Source organism: Nocardiopsis terrae, assembly GCF_014651695.1.
Classification (GTDB): Bacteria; Actinomycetota; Actinomycetes; order Streptosporangiales; family Streptosporangiaceae; genus Nocardiopsis; species Nocardiopsis terrae.
The window spans coordinates 554877-567390 of the sequence record NZ_BMXJ01000001.1; the positions used below are offsets into that span (position 1 = coordinate 554877).

At 64.5% G+C, this 12514-nt stretch carries 14 protein-coding genes and 1 tRNA gene; 5 read left to right on the forward strand and 10 right to left on the reverse strand.

Translation table 11 applies throughout. From position 1 onward, the window contains the following. Nucleotides 1-2: 2 nt before the first annotated feature. Nucleotides 3-593, reverse strand: a complete 591-nt coding sequence (dcd, locus tag IE195_RS02625) for a dCTP deaminase (protein WP_191267730.1) — start codon at nt 591-593, stop codon at nt 3-5. A 132-nt stretch (nt 594-725) separates the two neighbouring features. Between dcd and IE195_RS02630 the strand changes: the two genes are divergently transcribed. After that, nucleotides 726-799: transfer RNA gene (locus tag IE195_RS02630), tRNA-Gly, on the forward strand. A 117-nt stretch (nt 800-916) separates the two neighbouring features. On the opposite strand, the gene IE195_RS02635 is transcribed toward IE195_RS02630, so the two are convergent. The 6 genes from IE195_RS02635 to IE195_RS02660 form a co-directional block, all read right to left on the reverse strand. After that, complete coding sequence (locus IE195_RS02635; protein WP_191267731.1) at nt 917-2071, reverse strand: tyrosine-type recombinase/integrase; 1155 nt, start codon at nt 2069-2071, stop codon at nt 917-919. After that, nucleotides 2071-2295, reverse strand: a complete 225-nt coding sequence (locus tag IE195_RS02640) for a helix-turn-helix domain-containing protein (protein WP_191267732.1) — start codon at nt 2293-2295, stop codon at nt 2071-2073. The genes IE195_RS02635 and IE195_RS02640 overlap by 1 nt, the downstream gene beginning before the upstream one ends. After that, nucleotides 2295-3974, reverse strand: a complete 1680-nt coding sequence (locus IE195_RS02645) for a replication initiator (protein WP_191267733.1) — start codon at nt 3972-3974, stop codon at nt 2295-2297. Before IE195_RS02645 ends, IE195_RS02640 begins: the two co-directional genes overlap by 1 nt. Nucleotides 3975-4179: 205 nt before the next feature. Next, nucleotides 4180-5610 carry an FtsK/SpoIIIE domain-containing protein gene (locus IE195_RS02650; RefSeq protein WP_191267734.1) on the reverse strand — a complete coding sequence of 477 codons (1431 nt, stop codon included), beginning with the start codon at nt 5608-5610 and terminating at the stop codon, nt 4180-4182. Beyond that, nucleotides 5610-5870, reverse strand: coding sequence for a hypothetical protein (locus IE195_RS02655; protein WP_191267735.1), 261 nt, complete (start codon nt 5868-5870; stop codon nt 5610-5612). The genes IE195_RS02650 and IE195_RS02655 overlap by 1 nt, the downstream gene beginning before the upstream one ends. 95 nt (nt 5871-5965) lie before the next feature. Further along, nucleotides 5966-6373: a plasmid replication, integration and excision activator gene (locus IE195_RS02660; protein WP_077692847.1), complete on the reverse strand. Its 408-nt coding sequence runs from the start codon at nt 6371-6373 to the stop codon at nt 5966-5968. Nucleotides 6374-6662: 289 nt separating this feature from the next. Here IE195_RS02660 and IE195_RS02665 point away from each other — a divergent pair, with 289 nt between their 5' ends. Then, the gene (locus IE195_RS02665; RefSeq protein WP_191267736.1) at nt 6663-7400 is read left to right on the forward strand and encodes a DUF5919 domain-containing protein; all 738 of its coding nucleotides are present in this window, start codon (nt 6663-6665) and stop codon (nt 7398-7400) included. A 10-nt stretch (nt 7401-7410) separates the two neighbouring features. Further along, nucleotides 7411-7884, forward strand: coding sequence for an NUDIX hydrolase (locus IE195_RS02670; protein ID WP_191267737.1), 474 nt, complete (start codon nt 7411-7413; stop codon nt 7882-7884). A 4-nt stretch (nt 7885-7888) separates the two neighbouring features. Here IE195_RS02670 and IE195_RS02675 read toward each other — a convergent pair whose 3' ends face one another. The 3 genes from IE195_RS02675 to IE195_RS02685 all read right to left on the reverse strand — a co-directional run bounded on the left by IE195_RS02675 (nt 7889) and on the right by IE195_RS02685 (nt 9416). After that, nucleotides 7889-8401, reverse strand: a complete 513-nt coding sequence (locus IE195_RS02675) for an HD domain-containing protein (protein ID WP_225943674.1) — start codon at nt 8399-8401, stop codon at nt 7889-7891. A 49-nt stretch (nt 8402-8450) separates the two neighbouring features. Next, on the reverse strand, nt 8451-8936 hold the full coding sequence (locus IE195_RS02680; RefSeq protein ID WP_191267739.1) for a GntR family transcriptional regulator: 486 nt from the start codon (nt 8934-8936) through the stop codon (nt 8451-8453). 210 nt (nt 8937-9146) lie between these two features. Next, entirely contained in the window at nt 9147-9416 is a 270-nt protein-coding gene (locus IE195_RS02685) for a hypothetical protein (protein ID WP_191267740.1), read from the reverse strand. A 427-nt stretch (nt 9417-9843) separates the two neighbouring features. Between IE195_RS02685 and IE195_RS02690 the strand changes: the two genes are divergently transcribed. Together IE195_RS02690 and IE195_RS02695 are read left to right on the forward strand one after the other, a co-directional pair. Next, nucleotides 9844-10578: an XRE family transcriptional regulator gene (locus IE195_RS02690; protein ID WP_229826053.1), complete on the forward strand. Its 735-nt coding sequence runs from the start codon at nt 9844-9846 to the stop codon at nt 10576-10578. Nucleotides 10579-10731: 153 nt separating this feature from the next. After that, nucleotides 10732-11682, forward strand: coding sequence for a hypothetical protein (locus tag IE195_RS02695; RefSeq protein WP_191267741.1), 951 nt, complete (start codon nt 10732-10734; stop codon nt 11680-11682). The last annotated feature ends 832 nt before the right edge of the window (nt 11683-12514 follow it).

Genomic DNA, 12514 nt, shown 5'->3' on the forward strand with positions numbered 1-12514 from the left:
GGTCAGGGCCCCTCCTCCACGACCTGGGTCCGCGAGAAGTTCTGGTGCGACCGGGAGGGGGTCGGCCCGCGCTGCCCCTGGTAACGGGACCCTCGGGCGGCGGAACCGTAGGGGCGCTCAGCCGGCGAGGTGAGCCGGAACATGCACAGCTGGCCGATCTTCATCCCCGGGTAGAGCTTGATCGGCAGGGTCGCCACGTTGGAGAGCTCCAGGGTGACGTGGCCGGAGAAACCGGGGTCGATGAACCCCGCGGTGGAGTGCGTGAGCAACCCCAGGCGGCCCAGGGAGCTCTTGCCTTCGAGACGGCTCGCGATGTCGTCCGGCAGGGCCACCACCTCGTAGGTGGACGCCAGGACGAACTCACCCGGGTGCAGTACGAACGCCTCGTCGCCGTCGGTCTCGACCAGCCGGGTCAGATCCGGCTGTTCCACCGACGGGTCGATGTGCGGGTACTTGTGGTTCTCGAAGACCCGGAAGAAGCGGTCGAGTCGGACGTCGATACTCGACGGCTGGATGAGGGAGGGGTCGAAGGGATCGATCCGGACCCGCCCGGAGTCGATTTCTGACCTGAGATCGCGATCGGAGAGCAGCACGTTCCGAACCTACCGCCTGCGGGAACAGCCCGGCGGCGCCCGAGCCCGCCCCCGGGACGGCGCCGACTTGCCCATGGGGCCCGGAGTTGGGCTAGGATAGCCAGCGTTGGCCGGGAGCCCCGGCCCAGCAGCGCGGATGTAGTTCAATGGTAGAACTTCAGCTTCCCAAGCTGATAACGCGGGTTCGATTCCCGTCATCCGCTCCAAAGACACAAAAGGCCAGGTCGTTCAAGGTTTTTCGAACACCTGGCCGTTTGTTTTTCCCGGGGTGTGAGCGGGTCGCCGTGCCACACACGTGCCACAGGCGTCGGAGCGGGTGAGGGTCAGCGACGGGTCTCCTCGGAGGGCGGATCGTCGCCTTCTGGGTCCCGTTTGTTGTCCCTCAGTTCCTCGGCGGCCCTCTCCCCCAGCCGGTCCGCGATCTCGCGTTCGCGTTCGTCCCGTGCGTGGAGGTAGATCATCGCGGCCCGCGTGCTGGAGTGGCCCATCCGCCGCATGAGTTCGCGCACGGAAGCCCCGGCCTCAGCCGCGTAGGTGTTCCCGGTGTGCCGGAGGTCATGGAGGTGGACGTCCTCCAGGCCCACGGCAGCGCAGGCGTCCGCCCAGTACTTCGAGAAATTGCCCCGCCGGAGCTGGTTGCCGCGCACCCCCACGAACACGAACCCGTTCGGCCCCGGGGCGGCGAACTCGTCCAGGTGGCGTCGCAGGTCCGGAACGATCAGCTCCGGGAGTGAGACGGTCCGGTATCCCGCCTTGGACTTGGGCTTGCCCTTGTACAGCCCGCCCACGTCCGAGACGGTCTCGCGTACCCGCACCGTTCGAGCGTCCAAGTCCAGGTGCCGACGGCGCAGACCAGCCAGCTCGCCCCACCGCATACTGCCGAACGTCGCCAGCAACACCAGGGACCGGTACCGCGGCTTGATGGCGTCCGCCAGTTCGAAGACCTCGGAGACCGACAGCACCGGGCGTTCCTCGGTGTCCTCCAGCCCCGCACCGTCGATCTGGCAGGGGTTCTCGCGGATCAGCCGGTCCTTGACGGCGGTGTTGAGCACGGCCCGCATGAGCCGGTACGCCTTGGGCACCTGGGCGCGGCCCGTCTTGCGTCGCAGCCGGGAGGAGCGCCACCGCCGGATGTCCGCCTCCTTGATCTCGCTCAGGAGTACGTTGCCGAACGTCGGCTCCAGGTGGAGGCGGAGCAGATCCTCATAGGTGCGCCGGGTCTTACGGGTCAGGTCCCGGTGTTCGATCCACTCAGCCGCGTACTCACCGAAGGGCAGCGCCCCGGCCTCAGGGTCGAACCAGTCCCCCTGAGCGATCTCCGCCTCTTTGAGCGTCAGCCAGCGCTGTGCCGCCTTCTTGGTCGCGAAGGTGGTCGGGGCCGGGCGCATACGCCCGTCAGGGCTGCGGTAGCGGACCTGGAAGCGCCCCGAGGACAGGGAACGGATGTTGCCGAAGGCCCTCTTCCTCTCGCCAGCCATCAGGCCGCCCTCCCCCGGCGCAGCCGGACCGGTTCGACGGTTCCGGCGGTGATGAACTCGTCCAGTGCCGATTCCGGGATGCGCACGTGGCGGCCGACCTTGACGAAGGTGATGCGGCGTTCCTCGATCAGCCGCCGGGGGTAGCGGACGGAGGTGTTGAGAAGTTCGGCCGCCTGGTCCACGGTGAGCAGACGGCCGGTCGGACGGATCTTCTTGCTGGCCATCAGGCAGCCCTTTCCGTTGCCGAATGTTCGGGGGTTCGTGCGGCGGTGAGTTGGGCGCGGCGTTTGAGGGCTTCGCCCACGGCCCGGAGGAGGCGTTGTTCTCGGGGAGCCACGTCCGGATCGGTGGGGCGTGCGAGTTCCCAGGCGAAGTCACCGGAGTTGACCGAGGTCAGCACCGGAGGCCGGTGGGTGCCGTCGTCGCCCTGGTCCTCGCCTGTGGGGTCCACGCCCAGGGTGTCCAGGACCCAGGCCAGCCGGTCCGCCTTGTGATCGGCCAGGGTCTTGCCGGACCACTTACGGGAGACCAGCACGCGACGGCCCGCGTAGCCGAGGTGTTCGCGTCGGTGGGCTTTGGAGCGGCAGAACCCCGGACGCTGACCGGCTTTGGCGTCCTGGGGTTGGATGCCGTAGCGCAGCCAGTTCGAGCACCGAGGAGAGCACGGCTCGTACCGGAGGGTTTCCATGAGCCGGTCCACGTGCTGTTCCTGCCGAGTCGTCTCGGCCGCGTGGCAGTCCGCGATGTCCTTGGTCAGGTACTTGGCCAGGTAGCGCACGCACCGGGCGGCGTCCTCGGTCCCGGCCACGACCCCCTTGGCGTCCACCTGCTTTCCGAAGCGGACCACGTGGAACGGTTCCGGATCAGGATCAGCGTCGAGTTCGTCCAGCGCTTCGTCCCAGGTCGGGAGGACCTCCCCCGTGGTGGGGTCAAGGTAGGTAGCGGCGTCGGCGTCCCACACCGGTAGGTGTTCGCCCTCGAAGACGACCGTGTCAGCCGAAGGCCACCACACCTGGTGGTAGGTCGCAGCGGCGATCTGACGCAGCTCCGAGCGCGGGAGGGTGCCGCGTGTGGCCATATGCAGGTGTGGAGCCAGGCGCCGTTGGGGTTCCACGGAGGCGAAGTACTGCACGTCGAATCCGGCCACCCGACGCAGGTTCTGCACGAACCGGTCGATGAGCTTGGAGAAGTGCAGGGTGTCCCGAGCTGCCCGACGGTAGTCGTAGGTCGAGAAGTCGACGGGGGTCCCGTCCGAGCGCACCCGCCCGTACGAATCGAGCGTGAGGGTCAGGAACAGGGAGGGTCGGAACACCTTCCCCGAGCCAGGGTCAGTGAAAGCCCGACCGACCGTCTTCCTCGTCATCGGACGCTTGGGCAGATCCGGAACGTCCTGACGCCTCTTGGTCGAGCGCACCCGACGCGGCCCCGAGCCGGAAGAGGTGGAGCGGGTGACTGATCCCCGCAGCCCAGAGGCAGTGATCTCCTCGTCCAAGTCCGCGATCGCAGCGTCCAGTGCGGCGAGTTGCTCGGGTCCAGCGGCTCCGGTCGCGGCCAAGCGGTCGCGTTCGGCGGTGACCATGGCCCGCTGTTGTACCCACTGCTGTTGCTGCTGTGTGGGCGGATCGGGTTCCACGACGGGTTCGGTGGCCAGGTGCCAGCCCTCTTCGCACTGGGAGCGCCGAAGGGACCGTTTCCTCTTTGCGCAGGCCGGGCAGCGGGATTCGAGTGTGGACCCGCACGGGACGTCGATCACCTCGGTGGCACCGGTCGTGATGTTCGTACGTCGAAGGGAGACCGGCCGGATGCACACACCGTGGTCAGTGGCGACCTGTTCGGCCACTTCCCGGGCCAGGGGTTGCGCGAGTCGTTCGGCCCGGGTGGACTTACCGGTAGGAGTCGGCATCAACCCACCACCTGGAAGGCACGAAAGCCTTGTCTATGGACGAACGACGCCGCTTTCGGCTCATACTCTTGTGCATGCTGCCCCCGATGCTGCTCATACAGCTTGTCGACTTCCCGGCAAACTGGATCGGAGCCGCCCTGTGGTGGGCTTTGATATTGGCGTGGGCCGAGTGGTATCGGCGTAGGAAGGCACGGGCCAACACCCATCAGGCCACCTCCGAATCGGAGGACGAAGCCGCGCCGTAGATGTCGGTCATGGTGGTGATGTCCTCGTCCGAGACGAACGCGGCCCGTACCCGGACCGGGGCCGGGGAGGTTTCCAGGCGTACATAGGCCACCCCGGGAAGGGTGGGGTCGATCAGGTGCGCCTCAGCACCGCGTTCTCTGGCTCCTTCCCCGAGGACCATGTCCACTTGGGAGGCCTCGTCCAGACGCAGGGCGATCTTGTCCGGGAACAGGTTGCGCAGGTTCATCACCTCTTTCCGGGGGTCCTGGAGAGCGGCCAGGACGCAGAAGCCGACCGAGCGTCCTTGTGAGGTCAGGGTGGCAATCGCGTTCTCCGACCTTTTCCGCACGTCCCGATCAGGGTGGTAGGCGGTGAGAAAGGCGACCTCGTCCAGGACCACCACCACGAACGGATCAGCCGTGGTCGGAGAGTGTGAACGCTGCTTGCCCGCGTAGCGTTCGGCGCGTTCCTGCATCTGGGCCACCGCGTGTTCGAGCAAGGCCACCGCGGATTCGCCGGTATCCGCGTAGCGGGCGAACAGGGAACGCCCGTAGGCGAGTTCCATGCGTTTGGGGTCGATCCCCCACACCTGCGCTGTCCCGTCCGCGATGGCGGGGAGCATGGCCCGCACCGCCGACCAGAGCACCGAGCCCTTGCCGGCCCCGGTCACCCCGACCACGAGCACGTGGGTTCCGTGGAGACGCAGTTTCCACGGGGTCCCGTCCTCCCGCTTGCCCACCGACAGTGCGGCCAAGTCAACGTGGTGGGTCATCGGGAAGGCGTCGAGGGGTTCGGCCAAGGTGTCGTGTCGGAGGAACTCCAAGGTGATGTCACGCGGTCCGTTCACGGTGACGCGGCAGGAGGGTGCGGCGAACCCGTGCGCCAACTCCACCACCCGATGCTCGAAATCCGCCGGGGAAGTTCCAGCGACCGGGGAGACACGGACGTAGTCGGCCCGGGCGTTGCAGCGCACCGAGCGGATGCGGGGCAGGTAGCGGCGTTCCTGGTAGGACTCAGCCAACCCGGAGATGACCAACACGGGTTGCCAGTGACGGCGGTACACGGCCAGGTGCCGCCACCAGGCCAGCAGACGCCACGTGACGCAGTACCGGTAGGAGTGCGGCCAAGTGCGCCACCAGATGAGCGAGACCACAGCCAGCACCCCAGCGAGCGCGGCCAGTCCGGGCCAGGACAGGTACCACCAGCAGGCGGCGACAACCACGGTCGAGGTGACCATGACGGGGAAGCGGAACGGCAGCAACACCAGCAGCCGGACCAGTCGGTAGATCCAGGAGGCCAGGACGACGATGCCGGGGGTTTCCACAATCGGGGTCGTCCAGCGCACCCCTTGGGCCGGAGTGGGCAACGTCGGGGAGGACTGCGTGGCCCCTACCTTGGGTTGGCGCACCATCACCGACCACCGCCGTTCAGTGCCTCGTTGGCGGCGACCTCGGCCCAGAGCAGGTCGGAGTCAGCACGAGCACACGCGGCGAACCGGGCAGCGTCGGGGTTGCCGTCCCGCTCAGCGATAGCGGCGAAGATGCGGGACTTGAAGTCGAAGAACTCCGCCCGCTCCGCCTTGGTGGTGCGGGGCTTGTCGTACTCGGCCAGGAAGGCCCGGACCAACTGGGGGCCCGTCAACGTGGACAGGTCTTCGGGAATCTGGGACATACTGGGGGCACCTCTTCTGAGATTTCGCAGTCCAGCGGGGGTTTAGGGGCGGCTAGGTGTTGGAGCACCAGGCCGCCCCGCTTACATGTCGGGGGTCAGGCGGCGTCCTTCGCAGCCGGAGCACGACGACCACCAGCACCGCCGGGAGCCTTCACGCCACGGGCCCGCAGCGAGTACGCCACCCGAGGGCGACGGCCGTTGTCGTCGACGTAGGGCATGACCGCCATTGCCTCAAACTCGATCGGGCGAAACGGCAGCCCCGGCACCTCGTCCGGCAGGGTCGGGCACACCTCGGCGGCGACCTTGACCTTCACCGACTTAGCCTTACCGCGCGCTTCGGGATCGGCGTCGATCACGTCCACCGCCCACAGCGGCAACCCCGTGTCCTTGTCCAACTGGGGGCGCTTGGTCTCGAAATCGGTGATCGCCTCCACCCCCAACGCGAACGCACCGTGCGGGAACACCGTGCCGAACGCCACCGGCAACGCACCCTGAATAGCCATGGAATGAGTCCTCTTTTCGTTGTCCGTGCTGTTCATGACCCTCGTCACGATCGACGAGCGGTCGCCTCAACCGAAGATCGATACATGTATAGCATGTATCTAAGTTGGCAACTAGTGGTAGCCGCACGCTCCTGTTCTTTGCTGTCGCATCCGCCGCCGCTCTCGGGCGGCGGCGAGGGTTCCACCATCCCTTGCAGGGCCGGGACGGGATCACTACATGGCTGGACGTGTTCAGGACGTCTCGATAATGTGAGCGCGTCCCCAGACATCCAGCGAACCCCCGAGGTACATGCCGAACGAGAGGTTGCGAGCCGCGCTGCTCCAGCGCGGGGCCACCCCGGCCGATCTGGCCGAGGAGATCGGCGTGGACGCCAAGAGCGTGGAACGCTGGATCACCCAGGGGCGCACCCCCTACCGCCGTCACCGCTACGCGGCAGCGGCCTACCTCGGCGTGGAGGAGACCTACCTCTGGCCCAAGGCCCTGTCCCCCGAACAGAGCAAGGCCGCCTCACAGAGCGAGATCGTGGAGATCTACCCGCACCGGTGGAGCGTGCCGAACGATCTGTGGCGGCGCATCTTCGAGAACGCCCAACAGGAGATCTCGATCCTGGTCTTCAGCGGATTCTTCCTGGCCGACGATCCGAGCATGATCAAGCTGCTGGCGGACAAGGCCAAGGCTGGAGTCCGCGTGCGCGTCCTGCTAGGAGACCCCGACAGCGAGGCGGTCGCCCAGCGCGGCCGGGACGAGGGTTTGAACGAGCTGTTCGCCGCGAAGATCCGCAACGTCATCGTGCTCTACCGGTCGTTGCGCCAGGTGGAGGGTACAGAGTTCCGTCTCCACGGGACGACGCTGTACAACTCGCTCTACCGCGCCGATGACCAGTTGATCGTCAACACGCACGTCTACGGGGCGATGGCCTCGGAGGCCCCCGTCTTCCACCTGCGCAAGATCCCGGGTGGGACCCTGGTCGGCACCTATCTGGAGAGCTACGAGAAGGTCTGGACCGAGGCGACCCCACTCGACTGAGGAGAGGCATATGGGCAAGCGGATTGACTACTACGACGACCCCCAGGCCCCGACCGCGAACAGCCTCGTCCCATCGGTGAACGTGTTCGTGGTCAACCACCGCGACGAAGTGCTGATGATCCGCCGCACCGACAACGACAACTGGGCCGTGCCCGGGGGCGCGGTGGACCTGGGCGAGTCCGTCCCCCAGGCCGCAGTTCGCGAAACGCTGGAAGAGACCGGGGTGACGTGCGAGATCACCGGGATCGTGGGCATCTACAGCGACCCGAAGCACATCATCTACTACACCAGCGACGGCGAGGCCCGACAGGAGTTCTCGCTGGTCTTCACCGCCCGACCGCTGGCGGGTGAGCCCACACCGAGCGACGAGTCCAAGGAAGTCGTCTGGGCGCCCAAGGCCGACCTGTCCGGATACCGGATGGACCGGTCCATGCGCATGCGCGTGGACCAGTTTCTCAGCGGAGGCCCGACCCACATCGGTTGAGCGGTCAGCCGGCCTCTGCCAGGCGGCGTTCCACTGCCCGCACTGACACCGTCAGCAGCGGTGAGGAGCGGGTGATGGAGCGGTGGACCAGGTCCTCAGGGGCGTAGCGCTCCAGGATCTCCGACAGGCGCCGTTCCACGGGCAGGTGTGTGCCGTCCGGACCGGTGGTCATGTCCGAGTAGGTGAGCGCGTCCAGCAGGTCATCCGGTGGAGCGTCGAACTCGTCCTTGAGCGGAGCGAGCAGGCCCCGTTCCTCGGCTTCCACCACGGCGCAGGAGTGGTAGGCCACCAGGGAGACCAGGGCTTCGTCAGCCTTCTGGACCTCGCGCAGGTAGCGGGCGCCGTCGAGGGGATGAAAGCCCGTGGTCGCCAGGTCCGGGGAGTACCCGATGTCGTGCAGCCAGGCGGAGGCTTCCACCAGGTCGGCATGTGCGCCGAGCACGCCTCTGAGGGACCGCGCCTGTTCGGCTACCCCCTGGGAGTGCGCCCAGCGTCGGGGAAGCGGCCGTTCGAGCAGTTCTCGCGCGAGATCCCGCGCCCAGTGAACATGTCCCACATGTGCCAGGCTAACCCGCGGTCGTTTCGGCCCCTTTGACGAACCGGCCCTTGCCGTGGACGGCGACGACGAGCCCGGTCCCCTCCAGTTCGGAGAGTGCTTGCCGGGCGGTCCCGCGCGACACCGAGTACTGGCGGACCAACGCGGCCTCACTGGGCAGGGCATCACCGGGAGCGAGGTCACCGCTGGTGATGCGCTCTCGCAGGTCAGCGGCGATGCGCCGGTACTGGGCAGGCGGGGTTCCGTCCGCAGGCGCGCTCTCGCGTTCCTCAACGGTGCACACGACACGACCGGTCCCCGGAAGAGCCTTGATCAGCCGCTCCGTCTCCAGTTCGGCCAGGGCGCGGCGCACGGTGGTGCGGGAGACGCTGAACTCCTGGCGCAAGGCCGCCTCGGAGGGAAGCGCGTCACCCGGGGCGGGGTTCCCCGCAGTGATCCGCGAACGCAGAGCTTCCGCGATCTGGTGGTACGTCCCCCACGGGGTGCGCGGACTCAAGCGAGTGCCTCCCAGGCAGGTACGAGGAACAGCAGTGTCTTGTGAAAGCTACTTTTGAAACTGGGTTGCGCAACTCTGTATAGATACCTGATATTGCACAAGGACTGCGCGAACGTCCGCCGATGCCGACCCGACCCGAGAGCCTTCCCCTCGGTCGACACCAGCAGACGCCCCAACCGCAGAGCCGCAGAACCGGCCTACGGTCGGCCCTCACCCCTGCCGCGAGCCAGTCTCGGCACGTGACTCGGTTGCGCGGAGGCGTTCACTGGACAGCTCGGAGTTGCCGATCCCCGGAGGCGGATACTCCAACTGGTGAACGAAGACCTCCACGTCCTCCTCGATCAGCGTCGGCGCGTGCGTGATCTGCTGTCGGGTGGCGGTAGCGATCCACAGGCCCCCGTGACGGCGGATCGACCACTGCTGCGCGTAGTGGCGTTGCAGGACATGGAGGAGCGTGTTCGGGACATCCCCGGTACTCATGCGGCGGCAGCCTCCAACCGGGAGATCTCCAGGAGCAGTTCCAGACCGAGTCGGGATTGGTCGGCCAGCTCCACCGGACGATGCCTCGTGCCGTCCACGACGTAGGGACGGACCAGTTTCGCCAGCGGCGCAACAGGATGCGCCGGAGGTGGAGGAGTAAACGGGAGTCTCACGCATGGCGAAAGCTTGGCGGTCCGGAGCCGTGTGGGGCCGGGTGTCCGAAGGTGTGGGATCAGGTTCCGCATGGTCACCCCTGGTGAGTTCGGGTGAGACTCGCGGCGAGACGGCGGGAAGCGCCGGAGTCCTCTTACATGCGGAAACGATGCTCTGTGTGAGCGGACATGTGTACCACGTATCGGACAACTTGAGGGACGTCTAGGGACGTCTTCTGTTATCGTCGGGTTCCCGCACCCCGGAGGGCACAGACGTGAACGCTGCACTGCGCAAGGCATTGGCCGCGTCCCGACTCACCGAGATCGACGTGGCCGCACACCTCGGCGTAGACCCCAAGACCGTCCGCCGCTGGCTCTCCGGCCAACGGCCCTACCCCCGCCACCGCTGGGCACTGGCCGACCTCCTCCAGGTCCAGGAGAACCGTCTTTGGCCGCAGGGCAGCCAGCCCACCGAGAAGCGGGCTTCGACCTCCGAACACGCCTACCGGGTCTATCCGCACCGCTGGGAGGTACCTCGGGAGGTCTGGCACGACCTGTTCAGCGAAGCGGAACAGGAGATCGGCATCCTGGTCTACAGCGGCCTGTTTCTCGCCGATGACGCGGGAATCCTACGTCTCCTCGAAGCGCGGGCACGTGAAGGCGTGAGCGTCCGCATCCTCCTAGGCGACCCGGGTTCGGAGCCGGTGAAACAGCGCGGGAGAGACGAGCGCATCGGAGAGGCCCTGTCCGCCAGAGCAAGCAACGCCCTACTGCTCTTCCGAACGCTCCTGGACGTCGACGGCGTCGAGATCCGGACGCACTCAACGGTCCTGTACAACTCCGTCTACCTGACGGAGAAGAAGCTCCTCGTCAACCAGCACATTTACGGGCTGCCAGCGTCGAAGTCCCCTGTGGTCGAGGTTGACCGCGAACTGTCCCCCGACATGGCCAACACCTACACACAGAGTTTTGATCTGACTTGGGAGAGATCGAGGGTTCCTAAAATGTGACAAACAAGTTAATTAATCACGAAAATGGACATCGGAAGCCAGCCCAGATGGCTAAGTAGATCCAGAACCTAGAGACCACCAAGCAACCAAACTCGCCCGCCGTACGTCTAACCCTAAAATTATGCCGGACTTCAACCAAAGATACTGGTGACCATGGCCTTTCCAAGCTTCACTGACGACCCAATTTTCTGGGCAGCAGTTGGCTCCCTAGCAACCGCCGGAGCCCTACTAGTGAGCATCGTTCTTTTGATGTTTCAATTTCGCGACCGAACCAAGGCAAAAAAGCAGGAGAAGAGATTTTCAGCGGAGCATGTTAGCGGCTGGATCAACGTAAACTACGAACCGAAAATTATCAAGAAAGGAAAAGAGGATCTGGAGGGACTCAAAAAGAAAGTCAAAGTGAGCTTAAAAAATACTGGAAACCAACCCGTGTTCGATGTCTCCATGCGAGTTGCAGAGAAGTTCCCAGGGAGTGACTACGTCAAACTTGGAAATCTAGGACTGCCAACAACCATCCCGGTACTACCCCCAGAGGATGGGGGAGAGTGGGACATTTCTGACCAGCTTGCACACTATGATGTCCTAACTCATATGTACCTGGAGGTAACTTTTCGCGACTCCGCCGACCGGTACTGGAAAAGGGATTTTTCTGGAAAGCTTAAAGAAATAAATCCCAAAAAGAAAAAATACCAGAAAGCAAACGAGTCAGAGATGCATCGCCAACTAGGGCACCCTTCTCCGGAAAATCCTTTTGCCATTGCCATAGCATTCTACACCTTGATCACCAGCGAGTCTCCTAGCGACTGGCAGGAAGCACTTAACTACACCACCCCTGAATCTGAATGGGGAGACCCTGAAAAATCACACAATCTACTTACTGAACTCGGGATGACGACATACCTCGAATACCCAACAAAGGGGGTAGCTTACGTCAGATTCGTGGCCCCCCAGAAAGATAATGTAGTTGTCAAGGCAGATCACATGGGCCCACTTGTAGATGCAAGAATCATGACCCTTCAATATCGAGAAGAATTTGAATCTTGGAAGGTGCATAGCATTGGGCTTCCATGCCCTCCAGAGCACCTGCCACCCAGAAAAAAATAGAGACAGAAAAACTAGCCGCAGAAGCACCATTGCCGAGTTAAGCTGTATGGGATCAAGGCGACGGCGCGAACGCCGTCGCGCAGCCCGCCGCCCGCTCGGGCTGCGGGCTGCCGCCCGGTCCCGAGCCGGGCACCGGGCGGAGTGGAGGAGCAGCGCCGGGGCTGACCCGGCAGAACCAGTTCTGGCCCCGCGTGGACCACGGGGGTTGCTGACGTGTTCGGACCCCGAGGCACCCGAGAGCGGAATGCGTCTGTCTCGGGTTGCTCGTTCCGGCGCTCTCGGGCACCTCGGACCGAAACCGTTGTGACCGAGTTCCATGAAAAACCAAACTTACTTCTCGCAGGTTTTTTAGAAGAGAGAGAAGGGTCGCCACGGGAATTTCCTGCTAACGAAAAGGTGGATCCGCTCTGATTCGTACGGCCATCGCGCCACACCCGCATCCTGGATAACGTGTAGCACTGAACGACTTGCTTTAGTTGTCCCAATTTCCAATGGTACCCTGCCTGGTTTAGCTTTCTCAACCAGATAGAGAGGACCTGGCACATCCTCAGGGCAAAGGAAATAGGCGACACCAGTCGATCTCTCCACATAGATGGGTTCATCCCACTCCAACCATCCATCCTGGTCACCGTTCCTCTGATTCAGGTCAACCGTCGCCCTGAATGGACGGGGAAGGTTCGAGAGTGCGTCGGAGTTCTCGACTCGATAACGGTCCCCAGAAGGGGTTTCCCCCACGCCTATCTGAACACTTCTCAAAATTCCTTCCATCAAATATGAATGCATTAGCGCAAATGAGCAGATTTGCTCAATCGGCCACTGTCGCGGTTCGAGG

What these genes read in the sequence shown, in the direction of transcription:
- IE195_RS02635 (WP_191267731.1), bottom strand. Translation starts at nt 2,071, where the DNA reads ATGGCTGGCGAGAGGAAGAGGGCCTTCGGCAACATCCGTTCCCTGTCC.
- IE195_RS02640 (WP_191267732.1), bottom strand. Translation starts at nt 2,295, where the DNA reads ATGGCCAGCAAGAAGATCCGTCCGACCGGCCGTCTGCTCACCGTGGAC.
- IE195_RS02645 (WP_191267733.1), bottom strand. Translation starts at nt 3,974, where the DNA reads ATGCCGACTCCTACCGGTAAGTCCACCCGGGCCGAACGACTCGCGCAA.
- IE195_RS02650 (WP_191267734.1), bottom strand. Translation starts at nt 5,610, where the DNA reads ATGGTGCGCCAACCCAAGGTAGGGGCCACGCAGTCCTCCCCGACGTTG.
- IE195_RS02655 (WP_191267735.1), bottom strand. Translation starts at nt 5,870, where the DNA reads ATGTCCCAGATTCCCGAAGACCTGTCCACGTTGACGGGCCCCCAGTTG.
- IE195_RS02660 (WP_077692847.1), bottom strand. Translation starts at nt 6,373, where the DNA reads ATGGCTATTCAGGGTGCGTTGCCGGTGGCGTTCGGCACGGTGTTCCCG.
- IE195_RS02665 (WP_191267736.1), top strand. Translation starts at nt 6,663, where the DNA reads ATGCCGAACGAGAGGTTGCGAGCCGCGCTGCTCCAGCGCGGGGCCACC.
- IE195_RS02670 (WP_191267737.1), top strand. Translation starts at nt 7,411, where the DNA reads ATGGGCAAGCGGATTGACTACTACGACGACCCCCAGGCCCCGACCGCG.
- IE195_RS02685 (WP_191267740.1), bottom strand. Translation starts at nt 9,416, where the DNA reads ATGAGTACCGGGGATGTCCCGAACACGCTCCTCCATGTCCTGCAACGC.
- IE195_RS02695 (WP_191267741.1), top strand. Translation starts at nt 10,732, where the DNA reads ATGGCCTTTCCAAGCTTCACTGACGACCCAATTTTCTGGGCAGCAGTT.